17 protein-coding genes are annotated in these 15,621 nt (G+C 66.2%); 8 read left to right on the plus strand and 9 right to left on the minus strand.

The features are described 5' to 3' along the window. Nucleotides 1–96: 96 nt before the first annotated feature. Nucleotides 97–1,149, plus strand: coding sequence for a LacI family DNA-binding transcriptional regulator (locus tag KTR40_RS02570; RefSeq protein WP_139027711.1), 1,053 nt, complete (start codon nt 97–99; stop codon nt 1,147–1,149). Between the two features lie 23 nt (nt 1,150–1,172). Here KTR40_RS02570 and KTR40_RS02575 read toward each other — a convergent pair whose 3' ends face one another. Together KTR40_RS02575 and KTR40_RS02580 are read right to left on the minus strand one after the other, a co-directional pair. Next, complete coding sequence (locus tag KTR40_RS02575; protein ID WP_139027712.1) at nt 1,173–2,069, minus strand: hypothetical protein; 897 nt, start codon at nt 2,067–2,069, stop codon at nt 1,173–1,175. A gap of 34 nt (nt 2,070–2,103) precedes the next feature. After that, complete coding sequence (locus tag KTR40_RS02580; RefSeq protein ID WP_139027713.1) at nt 2,104–2,910, minus strand: exodeoxyribonuclease III; 807 nt, start codon at nt 2,908–2,910, stop codon at nt 2,104–2,106. Between the two features lie 242 nt (nt 2,911–3,152). Between KTR40_RS02580 and KTR40_RS02585 the strand changes: the two genes are divergently transcribed. From KTR40_RS02585 to KTR40_RS02605, 5 genes are all read left to right on the plus strand, one after another. Then, nucleotides 3,153–4,652, plus strand: a complete 1,500-nt coding sequence (locus tag KTR40_RS02585) for a CoA-acylating methylmalonate-semialdehyde dehydrogenase (RefSeq protein WP_139027714.1) — start codon at nt 3,153–3,155, stop codon at nt 4,650–4,652. Next, complete coding sequence (locus tag KTR40_RS02590) at nt 4,652–5,791, plus strand: enoyl-CoA hydratase/isomerase family protein (RefSeq protein ID WP_370633158.1); 1,140 nt, start codon at nt 4,652–4,654, stop codon at nt 5,789–5,791. The genes KTR40_RS02585 and KTR40_RS02590 overlap by 1 nt, the downstream gene beginning before the upstream one ends. Next, entirely contained in the window at nt 5,784–6,809 is a 1,026-nt protein-coding gene (gene mmsB, locus KTR40_RS02595) for a 3-hydroxyisobutyrate dehydrogenase (RefSeq protein WP_228405188.1), read from the plus strand. Before KTR40_RS02590 ends, mmsB begins: the two co-directional genes overlap by 8 nt. Further along, nucleotides 6,806–7,582 carry an enoyl-CoA hydratase gene (locus tag KTR40_RS02600; RefSeq protein ID WP_139027716.1) on the plus strand — a complete coding sequence of 259 codons (777 nt, stop codon included), beginning with the start codon at nt 6,806–6,808 and terminating at the stop codon, nt 7,580–7,582. Before mmsB ends, KTR40_RS02600 begins: the two co-directional genes overlap by 4 nt. Before the next feature lie 74 nt (nt 7,583–7,656). Then, nucleotides 7,657–8,310, plus strand: coding sequence for a DedA family protein (locus KTR40_RS02605; protein ID WP_139027717.1), 654 nt, complete (start codon nt 7,657–7,659; stop codon nt 8,308–8,310). Nucleotides 8,311–8,341: 31 nt separating this feature from the next. On the opposite strand, the gene KTR40_RS02610 is transcribed toward KTR40_RS02605, so the two are convergent. Then, nucleotides 8,342–8,848, minus strand: a complete 507-nt coding sequence (locus KTR40_RS02610) for a MarR family winged helix-turn-helix transcriptional regulator (protein WP_139027718.1) — start codon at nt 8,846–8,848, stop codon at nt 8,342–8,344. Nucleotides 8,849–9,015: 167 nt separating this feature from the next. On the opposite strand from KTR40_RS02610, the gene KTR40_RS02615 reads away from it, so the two are divergent. Next, on the plus strand, nt 9,016–10,149 hold the full coding sequence (locus KTR40_RS02615; RefSeq protein ID WP_139027761.1) for an acyl-CoA dehydrogenase family protein: 1,134 nt from the start codon (nt 9,016–9,018) through the stop codon (nt 10,147–10,149). A 26-nt stretch (nt 10,150–10,175) separates the two neighbouring features. On the opposite strand, the gene KTR40_RS02620 is transcribed toward KTR40_RS02615, so the two are convergent. The 6 genes from KTR40_RS02620 to KTR40_RS02645 form a co-directional block, all read right to left on the minus strand. Continuing rightward, complete coding sequence (locus KTR40_RS02620; protein ID WP_139027719.1) at nt 10,176–10,961, minus strand: TipAS antibiotic-recognition domain-containing protein; 786 nt, start codon at nt 10,959–10,961, stop codon at nt 10,176–10,178. A gap of 33 nt (nt 10,962–10,994) precedes the next feature. Continuing rightward, nucleotides 10,995–11,351 (minus strand): hypothetical protein, encoded by a 357-nt coding sequence (locus KTR40_RS02625; RefSeq protein WP_139027720.1) that lies wholly within the window; start codon nt 11,349–11,351, stop codon nt 10,995–10,997. Nucleotides 11,352–11,500: 149 nt separating this feature from the next. Beyond that, nucleotides 11,501–11,704, minus strand: a complete 204-nt coding sequence (locus tag KTR40_RS02630) for a cold-shock protein (RefSeq protein WP_013599688.1) — start codon at nt 11,702–11,704, stop codon at nt 11,501–11,503. 301 nt (nt 11,705–12,005) lie between these two features. Further along, nucleotides 12,006–13,196 (minus strand): acetyl-CoA acetyltransferase, encoded by a 1,191-nt coding sequence (locus tag KTR40_RS02635; protein ID WP_228405189.1) that lies wholly within the window; start codon nt 13,194–13,196, stop codon nt 12,006–12,008. After that, nucleotides 13,193–13,888 carry a CoA transferase subunit B gene (locus KTR40_RS02640; protein ID WP_228405190.1) on the minus strand — a complete coding sequence of 232 codons (696 nt, stop codon included), beginning with the start codon at nt 13,886–13,888 and terminating at the stop codon, nt 13,193–13,195. The genes KTR40_RS02635 and KTR40_RS02640 overlap by 4 nt, the downstream gene beginning before the upstream one ends. A gap of 29 nt (nt 13,889–13,917) precedes the next feature. Then, a complete protein-coding gene (locus tag KTR40_RS02645; protein ID WP_228405191.1) occupies nt 13,918–14,649 on the minus strand; it encodes a CoA transferase subunit A in 732 nt (243 codons plus the stop codon). 177 nt (nt 14,650–14,826) lie between these two features. On the opposite strand from KTR40_RS02645, the gene KTR40_RS02650 reads away from it, so the two are divergent. Beyond that, complete coding sequence (locus tag KTR40_RS02650) at nt 14,827–15,621, plus strand: IclR family transcriptional regulator (RefSeq protein WP_228405192.1); 795 nt, start codon at nt 14,827–14,829, stop codon at nt 15,619–15,621.

Raw genomic sequence — 15,621 nt, forward strand, 5'->3', positions numbered from 1 at the left:
AACACTGCGAGGCAGGCCTGTGTCCAAAATACGATTGGCACAGGCGTATCGCATTAAGCAGGGCGGGTACCTGCAGGGAGTACATGAGGGGACACCGTGGCACGCACAACTGAAAGGTCTCAACGGGGAGGCCACAGCGGTGTCAGCATCGAGGATGTGGCCGCAGCAGCAGGAGTTTCCACTGCCACGGTTTCGCGGGCGGTACGGGGGCTGCCCCGGGTATCGCCTGCCACCCGGGAGAAGATCCTGGAGGTCGCCGGGAACCTGGGCTACGTTGCTTCCTCCTCCGCGTCCGGCCTGGCTACTGGGCGCACCAGGACCATCGGGGTCCTTGCCCCGTTCGTGAGCCGCTGGTTCTTCTCCAAGGCGATCGAGGGCGCGGACCGCGAGCTGCATGCCCGCAACTACAATCTTTCGCTCTTCAACCTGGGCGGCCACGGGAGCAACCGGGAGCGGCTTTTCAGCAAGACCATGGTCTACAAGCAGATCGATGCCCTGCTGGTGCTGTGTATGGCGCTGACCCATGAAGAGCTGGACCACCTGCAGAAAATCGACATCCCCCTGGTGGTGGTGGGGGGCCACGTCGAAGAGTGTGCCTACATCGGCATCGACGACTATGCCGCTGCCTCCGCTGCCGTCCGCCACCTGATCGACCTTGGCCACCGGGACATTGCCCTGCTGCACGGAGATGACGAGACGGACCTGAACTTCGACGTTCCCCGGGTCCGCATCCTTGCATTCAAGGATGTCATGACGGCAGCCGGCCTCCCCACGCGCCCGGAGTGGGATGAATGGGGTGACTTCACCGTCCGCAGCGGCCAGGAAGCCTTGCGGCGTCTCTGGTCCAAGCCGGGGAAGAAGCCGACTGCCATCTTCTGCGCCTCGGACGAAATGGCCATGGGCGTCATCTTTGAAGCGGCCCGCCTTGGCATCCGGGTTCCCGAGGAACTTTCCGTGGTGGGCATCGATAACCACGATTTCGCCGACGCCATGGGACTGACCACTGTTGGCCAGCGGCCCGATGAGCAGGCCGAACTGGCTACCAAGATGCTCCTGGACGAACTGGACGGCGAGATCGGCGCCGTCCGGTCCGCCGTCGCGCCCCATGAACTGATCGTCCGAAGGACAACGGCGCCGCCCCAGGCTTGAACGCCTGGCCTGCGCGGCCAGCGTCAGGAGGCGCGCGCCAGCTGGCGGATAGGGATCCACCGGGATGCCAGGCGCCGGTAGGCTGCAGCGGCGCCGGTCATGTCCCCCTCAGCAAGGCATTCAATGCCCAGCCGGATGTCCATGGGCGAATCGTCCGGGTACACCTTGTCGGCAACAGCCCCGTAATCGAGCTCCACCATCGAATTGACGTGGAACAGTTCCAGCCATTCCGTGAGCTGGGCGAGGTCGTCCAGCATGTCCAGGTCCGGTGCGGCGAGGGCCAGGTTCGCCACGGCGTAGCGTGCGCGCTCCAAGGCGTCCGTTATGGGCGCCCACACCCGTACGGTGACGATCCGGCCACCGGCCTCCACCACGTCCTTGTGGTCTGATTCCATGAACAGGGAAAACCAGCTGAAAGGGATCCCCCAGGTGGAGGCGCGGGTGTGCACCCGGACGGATCCGTCGCGGGCCTTGACTTGGTCTATCCGTTCCTGATGCTTGTCCCGCTGCTCCTCGGGGATCAGCAGCTCGGCCAGCGGACCGTGGATGCCTTCCATCAGGGCGTTGGCCGCCAAACCGGCCCGGAGCACCAGCTGGCTGGGGCAGTAGAGCAGCACAGGCTCCTCGTCAGCACCGTCGTCGGATGCTTCACCGGCGGTTCCGCTGGTTGGTGCCGGAGCAGTGGTGACGCGCACCAGGTCCGTGCGTCCCGTGGGGAAGGGATCACCGCCGGAGCGCGTGATGCGTCCCAGCGAGGCCAGCAGTTCAGCATTTTCGACGGCGGCGCGGGAAGCCGAGCGCGCCCCCTCCGCCTGGATTGCTTGGCGCTGCTCCTCGGGGAAGGCCTCCAGCGGCTCGTAGACCCGGAGGGTGGACGAGAACGGCAGGCCGGCCTGGCCCCGGTAGAGGTTTCCGGTCATCAGGGCCTCCTAATGTGGGTCCAGGATGCTGCCATCAGTCCGCCAGTTCCACCAGCACGGGGGCGTGGTCCGAGGCGCCCTTGCCCTTGCGCTCCTCGCGGTCGATCGAAGCGCCGGTGACGCGTGCCGCCAGGGCCGGGCTGGCCAGCACGAAGTCGATCCGCATGCCCTCCTTCTTGGGGAAGCGCAGCTGCGTGTAGTCCCAGTAGGTGTACACGCCCGGGCCCGGGGTGTACGGGCGCACAACGTCGGTAAAGCCGGCTGACTCGAAGGCGTGGAAGGCGGCACGCTCGGGCGGGCTGACGTGGGTGTAGCGGTTGTTGACGAACAGATCGATGTCCCAGACGTCGTCATCGAACGGTGCGATGTTCCAGTCGCCCATCAGGGCCACCTGGGCCCCGGGGTCCTGCGTGACGAGTTCCTGCGCGTGCGTCTTCAGGCTCTCGAGCCATTTGAGCTTGTACGGCATGTGTTCGTCGTCCAGGGAACGGCCGTTGGGGACGTACAGGCTCCAGATGCGGATGCCGGCGCAGGTGGCAGCCATGGCGCGGGCTTCCTGTACAGGATCCTTGCCGGCCTTGCCGAACGAGGGCTGGTCCAGGAAGGTGCGTTCCACGTCCTCCAGCCCCACCCGGGAGGCGATGGCCACGCCGTTCCACTGGTTGACGCCGAAGTGGGCAACCTCGTAGCCCATCCGCTCAAAGAGTTCCCACGGGAAGTTGTCGTCCTTGCACTTTGTCTCCTGGATGGCCAGGACATCGCAGTCGCTGCGCTGAAGCCAGGCTTCCACGCGGTCGGCGCGGGCACGGAGGGAGTTCACATTCCAGGTAGCAATCTTCACAGTTCCTAACCTACCTTGAGCGCTGGAAATGCGGACCGGGCAGGGCTCCGAAACGGGGCACAACGGCGCGGACCCGCGCACGCGTGGGGCCGAGCCAGGCGAAACCGGGCACCAATGTGGGCACGACGGCGGCGCCCGCCCCAGTGCCCCAGGGCAGGGCAGCCCGTATGGAAGTTAGTAGGAAGTCCGAGTATATTCGCAACCAGGAATGACCTGGATCACATGCGAAGGAGCCTGCAGCCATGGTCCGCGAACTGTCCCATTTTGTCGGCGGCCAGCATGTTGCCGGCCTGTCGGGCCGCTTTGGCGACGTCTTTGATCCGTGCACCGGCCAGGTCCAGGCCCGGGTACCGCTCGCCGGCCGGGACGAGGTACGGAACGCCGTCGCTGTTGCTGAGAAGGCGCAGGGGGAATGGGCAGCCATGAACCCGCAGCGGCGCGGCAGGATCATGCTGCGGTTCGTGGACCTGGCCAACCGGGACATCGATGGGCTCGCCAGGCTGCTCTCCTCGGAGCACGGCAAGACCCTCGCCGATTCGAAAGGCGATATCCAGCGCGGCCTTGAAGTGGTGGAATTCGCTGCCGCCGCGCCGCACCTGCTCAAGGGCGAGTTCTCCAGCGACGCGGGCCCGGGGATCGACATCCACTCGCTGCGCCAGCCCCTTGGCGTGGTTGCCGGCATCACGCCGTTCAACTTTCCCGCCATGATTCCGCTGTGGAAATCCGGCCCCGCCCTGGCCGCCGGCAACGCCTTCATCCTGAAGCCCTCCGAACGCGATCCCTCCGTGCCCCTCCGCCTGGCCGAGCTGTACACCGAGGCAGGTGTTCCGGACGGGGTGTTCAACGTGGTGAACGGAGACAAGGAGGCAGTGGACGCGCTGCTGGAGGATCCCCGGGTAAAAGCAGTCGGGTTCGTGGGCTCCACCCCCATCGCACAGTACATTTACGCCACGGCCGCGGCCCACGGAAAGCGGGCGCAGTGCTTTGGCGGCGCCAAGAACCACATGGTGGTCATGCCCGACGCGGACCTGGACCAGGCAGCCGACGCCCTGGTCGGTGCGGGCTACGGCTCCGCGGGCGAGCGATGCATGGCTGTTTCAGTGGCAGTGCCGGTGGGGGAGGAAACGGCCAACCGGCTGGTGGCAAGGCTCCAGGACCGGGTCAAGGCGCTCAAGGTGGGCCCCAGCCTGGACAAGGACACTGACTTTGGTCCGGTTGTCACCGCTGCCGCCAAGGAACGCATCGAGGGCTACATCCAGGCAGGGGTGGACGAAGGCGCCACTCTGCTGGCCGACGGCCGGGGATTCAGCGTAAAGGGGCATAAAGACGGCTTCTGGGTAGGGCCAACCCTCTTTGACCACGTCACCAAGGACATGGCCATCTACCGCAACGAGATTTTTGGTCCCGTCCTGAGTGTCGTCAGGGCGGCTGATTACGACGATGCCCTGCGGCTGTGCACAGAAAACGAGTTCGGGAACGGCGTGGCGATCTTCACCCGCGATGGCGATGCCGCAAGGGATTTCGCCACCCGGGTGGACGTGGGCATGGTGGGCATCAACGTCCCCATCCCCGTGCCCATCGCCTATTACACGTTCGGGGGCTGGAAGGCCTCAGGGTTCGGCGACCTGAACCAGCACGGCGCGGACGCGTTCCGTTTCTATACGAAGACCAAGACGGTCACCACACGGTGGCCCTCAGGAATACGGCACGGAGCCAGCTTCGTGATGCCGGAAGGAAGCTGATGACTGCAAGCATGGCAAAGGGCGCAGCGAACCGCGCGGGGAACCCGGACGGACCTGCAGGCAGCAGCGCAGAGGTGCTGTTCGAGCGCCGCGGCAGGCTGGGGGTGGTGACGCTCAACCGGCCCAAGGCGGTGAATGCGCTGACGGCGGGGATGGTTGGGGCGCTGTTGGAGCAGCTCACCCTATGGGCGGACGACGACGGCGTTGCCACGGTACTGGTGCAGGGGGCGGGCGACCGGGGCCTCTGTGCCGGCGGTGACATTGTGGCGATCTACGAGGACATGGTGGCGGGCGGTGGCCGGACGGCGCAATTCTGGGAGACGGAGTACCAAGTCAACTCCCTCATCGCCCGGTACCCCAAGCCCTACGTGGCACTGATGGACGGGCTGGTGCTGGGCGGCGGCGTCGGGATTTCCGCGCACGGGTCCCTCCGGGTGGTCACGGAACGCACCCGGACCGGAATGCCGGAAACAACCATCGGCTTCGCCCCCGACGTTGGCGGGACCTTCCTCCTGGCCCGCGCCCCCGGGGAAACCGGAACCCACGCCGCCCTGACTGGCGCCCACCTGACCGCAGCGGACGCCCTGTTCCTTGGCCTGGCCAGCCACTTCGTCCGGTCCGAAAAGCTGCCCGACCTGGTGGCGGCGCTGGAGGACGAAACGCCGGACGCCGCCATCGGGCGCTACCGGGAGGAGGCCCCGCCTTCCGTGCTGGAGGGGCAGCGGGGCTGGATCGACAGTTGCTACGCCTCGGACGACGCCGAGGAGATCGTGCGGCGCCTGCGAGGCTACCAGGGCGGGAAGAGCGCCGAGGCCCTGCAGGCCGCGGACACCATCGAGGCAAAGTCGCCGACGTCGGTCAAAGTCACGTTGGCCTCCTTGCGCAGGGTCAAGGGCCGGACCCTGGACGAGGCCCTGGCCCAGGAGTACCGCGTTGGCCTCCGGTTCCTGTCCGCGCCGGACTTCCGCGAGGGAATCCGGGCGCAGGTGGTGGACAAGGACCGGAACCCGCGCTGGAACCCGCCCACCCTGGCCGGGGTGGAGCCTGCCCAAGTGGACCGCTTCTTTGAGCCGCTGGGCAGCCGGGAACTGGACCTCAACAGCGTGGACCTGCAGCTGAAGGAGCCTGACCATGCCTGAAAAGTACACCGTCGCGTTCCTGGGCCTTGGCCACATGGGCGGCCCGATGGCAGTGAACCTGGTCAGGGCCGGCTACCCCGTGGCGGGCTTCGACGTGGTACCGGCAGCCCTTGAAGCCGCCGGGGCCGCCGGCGTCCCCACCGCGGCCGGCGCGGAGGACGCAGTATCCGGCGCGGACGTGGTCCTCACGATGTTCCCCAGCGGCCGGCATGTCTTGGACGCCTACCGCGGGAACGGCGGACGACGGGGGCTGCTGGCGGCGGCGAAGCCCGGAACCATGTTCCTGGACTGCTCCACCATCAATGTCGATGAGGCCCGGGAAGCGGCAGCCCTCGCCGTTGGCGCCGGCCACCGCTCCGTGGACGCTCCGGTTTCCGGCGGCGTGGTGGGTGCAGAAGCCGGCACCCTGACCTTCATGGTTGGCGGGGAGGACAAGGACTTCGAATACGTCCGTCCGCTGCTCGAGGTCATGGGCAAGCGCGTGGTCCACTGCGGAGCGCACGGCGCGGGCCAGGCTGCCAAGATCTGCAACAACCTGATCCTCGGAGTCTCCATGATCGCCGTCAGCGAGGCTTTTGTGCTGGGGGAGAAGCTGGGGCTGAGCCACCAGGCACTGTTCGACGTAGCGTCGGCGGCGTCCGGGCAATGCTGGGCGCTCACCACCAACTGCCCGGTACCCGGGCCCGTTCCCACGAGCCCTGCCAACCGGGACTACCAGCCCGGTTTCGCCGGAGCCCTGATGGCAAAGGACCTCAACCTTGCCCTCAACGCGCTGGAAAGTACGGGGGTGGCGGCGCGGATGGGCCCGCTGGCTGCCGAAATCTACGATACGTTTGCCGCGGGGGAGGGCGCCGGCAGGGACTTCTCGGGCATCATCACGGACATCCGCGCCATGTCCGGGCACCGGGCCGGCACCGAACCAGACATTTCAAGAAGCAGTGCACCGCACGACGCATCAGGCGGTGCACTACCAAGCGCAGCACGCAATGCAGCGCAGGACGACGGGAGCCCGGAGTGACGGAATACGCGAACATCCTCGTGGAACAGCGGGGCCGGGTAGGCCTGGTGACGCTGAACCGGCCACAGGCGCTTAATGCCCTCAACAAGGCCACCATGGAGGAACTCGTGTCCGCCGTGAGGATCATGGATGCCGATCCGGGCGTCGGGGCGGTGGTCATCACGGGCTCTGGCAAAGCTTTTGCTGCCGGGGCTGACATCAAGGAGATGGCGGCCCAGGGCTACATCGATATGTACGCCGCCGACTGGTTCCGCGGCTGGGAGGATTTCACCCGGCTCCGCATTCCCACCATTGCCGCCGTGTCCGGATTCGCCCTGGGGGGCGGGTGCGAACTGGCCATGATGTGCGATCTCATCATCGCGGGGGACAACGCCAAGTTCGGGCAGCCGGAGATCAACCTGGGCGTCCTGCCGGGCATGGGCGGCTCGCAACGGCTGACCCGCGCTGTGGGCAAGGCCAAGGCCATGGACCTGATCCTCACGGGGCGGTTCATTGGAGCGGAGGAGGCTGACCGCTGCGGCCTGGTGTCCCGGGTGGTGCCTGCCGAGGATGTTTTGGAGGAAGCCCTCAAGGCTGCCGAGGTGATCGCGTCCAAGTCCAAGCCCGCCGCCATGGTGGCGAAGGAAGCCGTGAACGCCGCCTTCGAAACCGGGCTGGCCCAGGGGGTCCTGTTCGAGCGCCGGCTGTTCCACTCCCTCTTCGCCACCGAGGACCAGAAGGAAGGCATGGCGGCGTTCACTGAGAAGCGCCAGCCGGAATTCAGGCACCGGTAAGGATGGGCCCAGCCTGTCTACAGGTGCGTAAGGTAGACAGGGCAGGGCAACCTTGAACCGGATGGGGGAATTGTATGTGGGCGATGGCGGCGGATGCTGGTGGCTCGACAGGCAATCTCACCGGTTTGGTAGGTGTGGCTGCCCGCGCCATAGAGCGGCTGGGCGAGTGGGGTGTAGGTGCGTTCACCCTGGCCGAAACCGTGGTGCCGCCTATCCCCAGCGAGGTGATCCTGCCGTTGGCCGGCTACCTCGCCAAGCAGGGAGCCCTGAACCTGTTGCTCGTGTTCGTCACCAGCACCCTCGGGGCATACCTTGGTGCACTGTTCCTCTACTGGCTTGGCGCCAAACTGGGCCTGGAGCGTTCCATCCGGGGGTTGTCCAGGCTTCCGCTGGTGGACCGGGAGGATTTTGAACATGCGGCAGGCTGGTTCCGCCGCCACGGCAGGTCATCGATCTTTTTCGGCCGGCTGCTCCCCGGGATCCGCAGCCTGATCTCGCTCCCGGCGGGGGCGTCCCGCATGCCGGTGGGCACCTTCAGCCTGTTCACCCTGGCCGGCAGCGGCCTCTGGAACGGAGCACTGATTGGCCTGGGGTACCTCCTGGGCACCCAGTACCAGCTGATCGAGCAGTACTCCAGATTCCTGAACTACGCTGTCTACGCTGCCTTGGGGGTTGCGGTGATCGCACTCGTGGTCAGGCGGTTCAAGCGGGCAAAGTTCCGGCGCTGACCAGCCGCATCACCAATCCAAACAATCCCCTTCACTCCTCAAAATCGCCGGCGTTCCGGCGGAAGGCGTGGAGGATCCGGATCAGGTGTTCCACGTCGCCGGGATCAAACCCAGGTGCGCTGAACACCTCGGCGTTGAGTGCCGCCGTCGAACGCTTGGCAATAGTGCGCCCCTCGGTGGTGAGTTCAATCAGCGTGGTCCTGCCGTCCGTAGGGTGCCGGAAGCGGGCCACCAGGCCGGCGCGTTCCAGCCGGTCCACTGCATTGGTGATGGACGTGGGGTGGACCTGGAGCAGGGCGCTCGCCTTGTTCATGGGAAGCGAGCCCTTCCTGGCGAAGCTCAACAGCGCCAGGAGTTCATAGCGGGCAAAGGTGAGGCCGAACGGTTTGAGGATGGACTCGATCCTGGCGAGCAGGATCTGCTGGGTGCGCATAATGGCCGTTATGGCCGCCATCGGAGCGGCCACATCCCCCCAGCCGTGTTCTTCCCAGTTCCGCTGGGCTTCAGCAATGGGATCGCGGGACAGCGGGGCGGCCATGGCACACCTTTCCTTGTGGTGACGTGGCTCACTTTTCCTAGCCTTGTGAATATACTAGGACATCCAATGGTTAGGTGAAGCGGAAGGGACTTATACCCGTGCAGCCCGTGGAGCCCCTGCAGCCGCAACGTCCCGCCGACGCACTCCCTTTTCCTGACGCGGACCTGATGTATGTGGCGGACCTCCTGCCTGTGCGCGAACGCCAGCGGTACCTCAGTGTCCGCGAATTCCTGCAGGCAAGGGTGCGCCAGGCATCCATCCCGTACTGGAACCGCGAAGAGTTCCCCTTCGAACTGTTGGCGGAGTTGGGCCGGCATGGCCTTGGGGCGCTCCAGGTGGACGGCAGTTCCCTTCTGTTCAAAGGGCTCATGTATGTGGAGTTGGCCCGGGCGGATGTGTCCCTCTCGGCCCTGGCCGGGATCCACAACGAACTGATCGTGGGCACCCTCACCGAGCTGGGGTCCGAGGAGCAGAAGGTCCGCTGGCTGCCGGGGCTGGAAGCCTTCACCAGCCTGGGGGCCTTTGCGCTGACGGAACCCGGCCATGGGTCCGACATTTCCGGAGGGCTGGAGACGTCCGCCAGGCTGGACGGCGACGAGTGGATCCTGAACGGCGCCAAGCGCTGGATCGGCGCGGGAACCATCGCCGACTTTGCCCTGGTCTGGGCGCGGGACGTGGCTGACCGGCAGGTCAAGGCCTTCCTTGTGGAGACGGGCCGGCCCGGCTATGCAGCCACCAAGATCTGCAACAAGATAGGCCTGCGGATCATGCAGAATGCGGACATCACCCTACACGACGTCCGTATTCCGGCCGCCAACCTGCTTCCCGGAGCCACCGACTTCACCAAGGCGAACCACCTGCTGCGGGACTCCCGGGCATGGGTGGGCTGGCAGGCCGCCGGGATCCAGCTGGCCGCGTTCGACGTTGCCCGCGCCTACTCGTTGAGCCGCCGCCAGTTCGGCAGGGAACTGGCGCGGTTCCAGCTGGTCCAGCAACAGCTCGCGGACATTTTGGGCAACGCCACTGCCTCCCTGGCGCTCATGGTGCAGCTGGCACGCATCCAGGAGGAGGGGAAGCTGGAGATGGCCCAGGCCGCCATGGCGAAGGCCACCACCACCCGGCTTGCCCGCGCATCGGTGGCCATGGGGCGGTCCTTGCTGGGCGGCAATGGCATCAGCGCCGACTACGAGATGGGCAAGCTCTTCGGAGACGCTGAAATCCTCTACACCTACGAGGGCAGCTATGAGATCAATTCCCTCATCGTGGGACGTGCCGTCACCGGCAAGTCGGCCTTCGTCTAGCCGGGCCGCCCTGCTTCGGCCGGAACCTAGAGGTTCCGGCCCGCGTAAACCAGCAGTGCATCACGAACAAACTCCGCCCCCGCTTCGCCCCCGTAGTTGGCGGCGAACCTGGCATCGGCCACGTACATTTCCGCCAGCCCGGTCACGTACCCCTTGATGTCCCCGCCCTGCTCGGCGGCGGGTGTCCCCGGAATTGATGACAGCCATTCCACATGCCGCCGGGCCAGGTCCTGGGCCTCAGCCCCATCCGGGGCAGCCCCGGAACCTGCGGCAGCGATCCAGTCTCTGCCGAGCCTTCCAGCGCCGGACTTCCACGCCTGTTTTTCCGCTGCATCCATACCCCGCCACCAGGCGTCGCCCTTTGCGTAGGCATCCTTGCCCCAACGTTCTTCCACCTCGTCCTTGTACTGCGTGTGGTCGAAGCCGTCGAACATCTTTTCCGCCACCATCTCGCCTCCTCCTTTCATTGTTTCGATCGTTTGCCGGACAGACGCCATCTGCCGCGAAAGCCGTTCCTGTTCCTGGCCCAGCCACTCCAGGTGGTGGCTGAGCGCCTTGACGGCGTCCGTCTGCTGGCGAAAGACCTCGGCAATGGCCGGCAGGCCCAGCCCAAGCTCCCGCAGGAGGAGGATCCGCTGCAGCTGCAGGAGGGCGGCGGCGTCGTAGTACCGGTAGCCGTTGCCGCCGATCCGGCTGGGCTTCAAAAGCCCAATGTCGTCATAATGCCGCAGCGTGCGGCTGGTGGTCCCGGCCATCCGCGCGATGTCCTGGATGGCCCAGTCCGGGCCCCTTGTGCCTTCCGCCGCATCCATGCTTTGAGCGTAGGGGTTGACGCAGCGTCAAGGTCAAGCGGGCTTTTCGGGAAAACCGTGGCCGCGGGGATGGCGCCGGGCTGACCGGTTCCGGGCCTGGGCCACCAGGCGGCTGAACGCGAAAATGAAGACTGCCTCGATGGCCAGCATCAGCCCCACGAGCAGCCATTGCCCGCGGGCAGCGAAAAATATGCATCCGGTCAGTGCCAGGACGGTCCCCAGCGCGAGGGCGTACACGGCAAATCCGATGGCGACACGCGCGCTGCGCACGCCGGTGCGGAAACCAAAGCCGAGAGGTTCCCCGCCGGGGTGCCCGGGAACGCGGTCAGGCGCCGCCGGTCCCAGCCTGTCGAACTCCTCCCAGGGGTCTTGGCCCTGGTCCTGTCCCATCACCCTCCAATTGTCCCAAACCCGGAACAGGAATGGGGGGAGGGGCGGAGCTGAAGCGGAAAAGCAAAACAGCGGCCCCTCCAGCATGATGCTGGAGGGGCCGCTGCCTGGTACAGGTTCCCCGGCAGGAGCCGGAGGTCGCCTAAGCCTTAGAGCGGGCGGATGTTCTCTGCCTGCGGGCCCTTGGGACCCTGGGTCACATCGAATTCAACCTTCTGGTTCTCATCGAGTGAGCGGTATCCGCTGCTGGCGATTGCCGAGTAGTGGGCGAAAACGTCAGCGGACCCGTCATCGGGGGCAATGAAGCCAAAACCCTTTTCGGCGTTGAACCATTTAACTGTGCCTGTTGCCATGGCTGCATTCCTTCGTGTGACTCTGATTCTCTCCCCGGGCAGTCGGCCCGAAGTGCGCGGAGAACGTCCCCCGCAGTCCCCAACGTACGGGGCGGAAGCCCCTCTTGCAAGGGTTGGGCAACATTTGGCGAGGTCAGGGCATGCCTTCACGCCTAGTGGCGGTGGCAATTGCGGCCGCCCCGGTGCCAACCCGAGCTCGGCGCAAGTGTGGGCCAGGTGCGTCAGGGAATGGAGTTTTTGTCCAGATATGCAGGGCTACGGGCCTGCGACGTGGGCATATCCGGACAAAAACTCCAAGGGCTTAGAGGGCCTCGAGCACGCTGACGTAGTTGGCAATGCCAACGCCGCCCATGTTCTGGACGGCGGCCCGGCGGGGGCCGGCGAGCTGCATGTCCCCGGCGGTGCCGCTGAGCTGCATGGCTGCGATGACGTGCTGGGAGACCCCGGTTGCGCCCACCGGGTGGCCCTTCGCCTTAAGGCCCCCCGAGACGTTGACGGGCAGCTTGCCGTCCTTGTACACCCAGCCTTCGGCCAAGGCGCGGACCCCCTGGCCGCGATCGGTGAGTCCCATGGCTTCGTACATCAGCAGTTCGGCGATGGTGAAGCAGTCGTGCACCTCCGCGAAGTCCAGGTCTTGGAGTCCGACGCCGGCCATCGCCAGGGCGCGCTGCCAGGACACCCGCGTGGCCTCGAAGGCCACGGGGTCGCGGCGGGCCGCGGGGAAGAAGTCGTTTGCGTGGCCGAAGCCGGCGAGCCGCACGGGCGCAACGGCACCGCCCGTTGGTGAGGTTGACAGCACGACGGCGGCGGCACCGTCTGAGACCGGGGAGCAGTCCGTCCGGCGCAGGGGATCAGCCACCATGGGATTCTTGTCCGACACGGTGCGGCAGAAGTCCTCGCCGAGGTCCTTGCGGAGCTGGGCATAGGGGTTGTCCACGCCGTTGCGGTGGTTCTTGGCGGCGATGCTGCCCAGGACGTCGCCCAGGTCCCCGTCGCCGTACCGCTTTCCGTAGTGCTTGGCCACCTCGGCAAAGAGGCCGGTGAAACCGGTGGTGGACGCCTTGCCGGCCATATCATAGTCGGCGCCCAGCAGGCCTGCCCCCACAACATCGGCTCCCGCGTGGGTCATCTTCTCGGCGCCGATCACCAGCACGGTCTTTGCCGTGCCGGCCAGGAGGGACTTGGTGCCCTGCTGGAACGCGGCGGAACCTGAGGCGCAGGCGTTCTCCACCCGTGTGGCGGGAACGTTGGCGAGTTGGTCCGAGACCTGCAGGGCCAGCGACGACGGGAATGCCAGCGGCATCATGCCGGAGTTGAACTGGCCCAGGTAGATCTCGTCGATCTGGCCGGCCTCGATGCCCGCATTGCTGATGGCCTCGGTGGACACCTGGACGATCAGGGATTCCAGGGTCTCGTCCGCCAGCTTCCCAAACCGGCTGTGGCCCCAGCCCGTGAGCAGGACATCCTTGCCGAACTGTTCCTTGAGGCTCATGCCGAAGCTCCTTCCATGGCGGATTCTGCGGCGGCCGGCTCTTCCAGCGCGACAGTGAACGCAGCCTCCGTCTTTTCGCGGATCTCCTCAACGGTGATCCCCGGTGCCAGCCGGGTCAGCGTAAGCTGCCGCCCGCCGTCGTCCGTTGGGTAAAGATCGAAGACCGCAAGGTCGCTGACGATCCGGTCCACGCAGCTCAACCCGGTCAGCGGCAGCGTGCACTCGCGGACGATCTTCGCGGTGCCGTCCTTGGCGGTGTGTTCCGTGAGGACCACCACCCGCGGGGTCCCGGCCACCAAATCCATGGCCCCGCCCATGCCCTTGACCATCTTTCCCGGGATGGTCCAGTTGGCCAGGTCGCCGCTGCCGGATACCTGCATGGCGCCCAGGATCGCGACCTTGACGTGGCCGCCGCGGATCATCCCGAAAGACGTGGCCGAGTCAAAGATGCTTCCACCGGGCAACACCGTGACGGTCTGCTTTCCGGCGTTGATGAGGTCCGCATCCTCCTCGCCTTCGTAGGGGAACGGTCCCATGCCGAGCAGTCCGTTTTCGCTCTGCAGCACAACCCGGACGCCGTCGGGCAGGTTGTTGGCCACCAGCGTGGGGATGCCGATGCCCAGGTTGACGTAGTCGCCGTCGTTCAGTTCTTCGGCTGCGATGGCAGCCATTTCATCCCTGGTCCAAGCCATGATGGGTACTCCTCCGTGGGTTCGGTTTTTCAGACGGCCAGCGCTTCGGCATCCATGGACAGGGGGCGCGGACGGACGGTCCGCTGCTCGATGTCCTTCAGGCGCGTGCTGGCCTTGACCAGGCGCTGGACGTACACGCCGGGCGTGACGATGTGGTTGGGGTCCAGTTCGCCCGGTTCCACGATGACTTCCGCCTCCGCGATGGTCAGCAGCCCGGCCGTTGCAATGACGGGGTTGAAGTTGCGGGCTGTGTAGCGGTAGGTGAGGTTTCCGTCCGTGTCCGCGGTGTGGGCGTGGACAAGAGCGACGTCGGCGCGGATGGCGCGCTCCTGGACGTACGTTTCGCCGTCGAACACCTCGTGGGGCTTGCCTTCGGCAACCAGGGTGCCCACGCCGGTCCTGGTGTAGAAAGCAGGGATCCCGGCGCCGCCGGCCCGGAGGCGTTCGGCAAGGGTTCCCTGCGGCGTGAACTCAACCTCGAGCCGTCCGGCGAGGTACTGCTCCGCGAACAGCTTGTTTTCGCCCACATAGCTTGCGATCACCTTGCGGACCTGGCCTGCCTCGATGAGGATGCCCAGGCCCTTGCCGTCCACGCCCATGTTGTTGGACACCACGGTCAGGTCCTTGACCCCTGAGTTGCGCACCGCCTCGATCAGGTCCGCGGGGATGCCGCTGAGGCCGAACCCGCCTACGGCCAGGGTGATGCCGTCCCGCAGGGCCCCTTCCAGGGCGGCAACGGCGGTTGGCTGGAGTTTGGTCATGGCGTCTCCTCGTTGAGTCTCCGGGAGTTATCCACGTTGTGGACAACAGGTCTGCAAAGGGACAGTACGGGGAGTTTTTAGGGGTGTCAAGAAGCGCGGATTAGCGTAAAACGCTGCGTTTTACACTGTGGACGGTATGCTGAACCTGATCCACATTATGGACATTGAAGGAGTGGAATGAGCCAAGTGCCCGTGCAGGGAGCCCAGGTGGTGAGCCGCATCGCCGGATTGTTACGGCTGGTGGGCCGCAGCGCGGAGGGAATGGGCCTGGCCGCCCTGGTACAGGAATCAGGCCTGACGCGGCCCACCGTCCACCGGCTCCTCTCCTCCCTGGCTTCCGAGGGGCTGCTGGACCACGATGCCGGGAGCGGCAACTGGGTCCTGGGCCCGGAGATCCTCCTGATGGGATCGGTGGCGTCGGCGCGGTTTCCGCTGGAGGACATCGCCAGGCCCAGCCTCCGCCGGCTTGCCGAGGCCACTGGCGAAAGTGCCTTCTTCTCCATCCGCCGCGGTTCCGAGACGGTGTGCCTGCTGCGTGAGGAGGGCAGTTTCCCGGTCCGGTCCTTCGTGCTGCACGAGGGCGTGCGCTTCCCGCTCGGGGTGGCCTCCGCGGGCACCGCCATCATGGCTTTCCTGCCGGAGGCCGAGCAGGAGGAGCTGCTGGGCAGTTGGCGGAAGCATGCCGGCGCATTCGCGGCGGGGCACTCCGAGGAGGTAGTCCGGGCCAACCTTGCCCGGACCCGGCAGGCGGGCTACTCGGTTAATCCCGGGCTGGTCCTGGAAGGCAGTTGGGGCATGGGCGCCGCTGTGTTCGACCCGTCCGGCCGGCCGGCGTGGGCCCTCTCACTCACCGGGATCGAGCCGCGCTTCCGGGCGGAACGCCAGGAAGAGCTGGGGAACCTGTTGATGGCGGAGGCCCACCGCATCACCCAGCAGCTGGGCGGGGACGGAAAGGCGAACCGGGCGCGCTGA

The organism is Pseudarthrobacter sp. L1SW (assembly GCF_020809045.1).
Taxonomy (GTDB): Bacteria; Actinomycetota; Actinomycetes; order Actinomycetales; family Micrococcaceae; genus Arthrobacter.

Excerpts from the sequence above, each read along its gene's own strand:
- KTR40_RS02575 (WP_139027712.1), bottom strand. The coding sequence starts at position 2,069 with ATGACCGGAAACCTCTACCGGGGCCAGGCCGGCCTGCCGTTCTCGTCC.
- KTR40_RS02620 (WP_139027719.1), bottom strand. The coding sequence starts at position 10,961 with ATGGATGCGGCGGAAGGCACAAGGGGCCCGGACTGGGCCATCCAGGAC.
- KTR40_RS02605 (WP_139027717.1), top strand. The coding sequence starts at position 7,657 with ATGTGGGCGATGGCGGCGGATGCTGGTGGCTCGACAGGCAATCTCACC.
- KTR40_RS02625 (WP_139027720.1), bottom strand. The coding sequence starts at position 11,351 with ATGGGACAGGACCAGGGCCAAGACCCCTGGGAGGAGTTCGACAGGCTG.
- KTR40_RS02585 (WP_139027714.1), top strand. The coding sequence starts at position 3,153 with ATGGTCCGCGAACTGTCCCATTTTGTCGGCGGCCAGCATGTTGCCGGC.
- KTR40_RS02590 (WP_370633158.1), top strand. The coding sequence starts at position 4,652 with ATGACTGCAAGCATGGCAAAGGGCGCAGCGAACCGCGCGGGGAACCCG.
- mmsB (WP_228405188.1), top strand. The coding sequence starts at position 5,784 with ATGCCTGAAAAGTACACCGTCGCGTTCCTGGGCCTTGGCCACATGGGC.
- KTR40_RS02635 (WP_228405189.1), bottom strand. The coding sequence starts at position 13,196 with ATGAGCCTCAAGGAACAGTTCGGCAAGGATGTCCTGCTCACGGGCTGG.
- KTR40_RS02615 (WP_139027761.1), top strand. The coding sequence starts at position 9,016 with ATGTATGTGGCGGACCTCCTGCCTGTGCGCGAACGCCAGCGGTACCTC.
- KTR40_RS02640 (WP_228405190.1), bottom strand. The coding sequence starts at position 13,888 with ATGGCTTGGACCAGGGATGAAATGGCTGCCATCGCAGCCGAAGAACTG.
- KTR40_RS02650 (WP_228405192.1), top strand. The coding sequence starts at position 14,827 with ATGAGCCAAGTGCCCGTGCAGGGAGCCCAGGTGGTGAGCCGCATCGCC.
- KTR40_RS02630 (WP_013599688.1), bottom strand. The coding sequence starts at position 11,704 with ATGGCAACAGGCACAGTTAAATGGTTCAACGCCGAAAAGGGTTTTGGC.
- KTR40_RS02645 (WP_228405191.1), bottom strand. The coding sequence starts at position 14,649 with ATGACCAAACTCCAGCCAACCGCCGTTGCCGCCCTGGAAGGGGCCCTG.
- KTR40_RS02610 (WP_139027718.1), bottom strand. The coding sequence starts at position 8,848 with ATGGCCGCCCCGCTGTCCCGCGATCCCATTGCTGAAGCCCAGCGGAAC.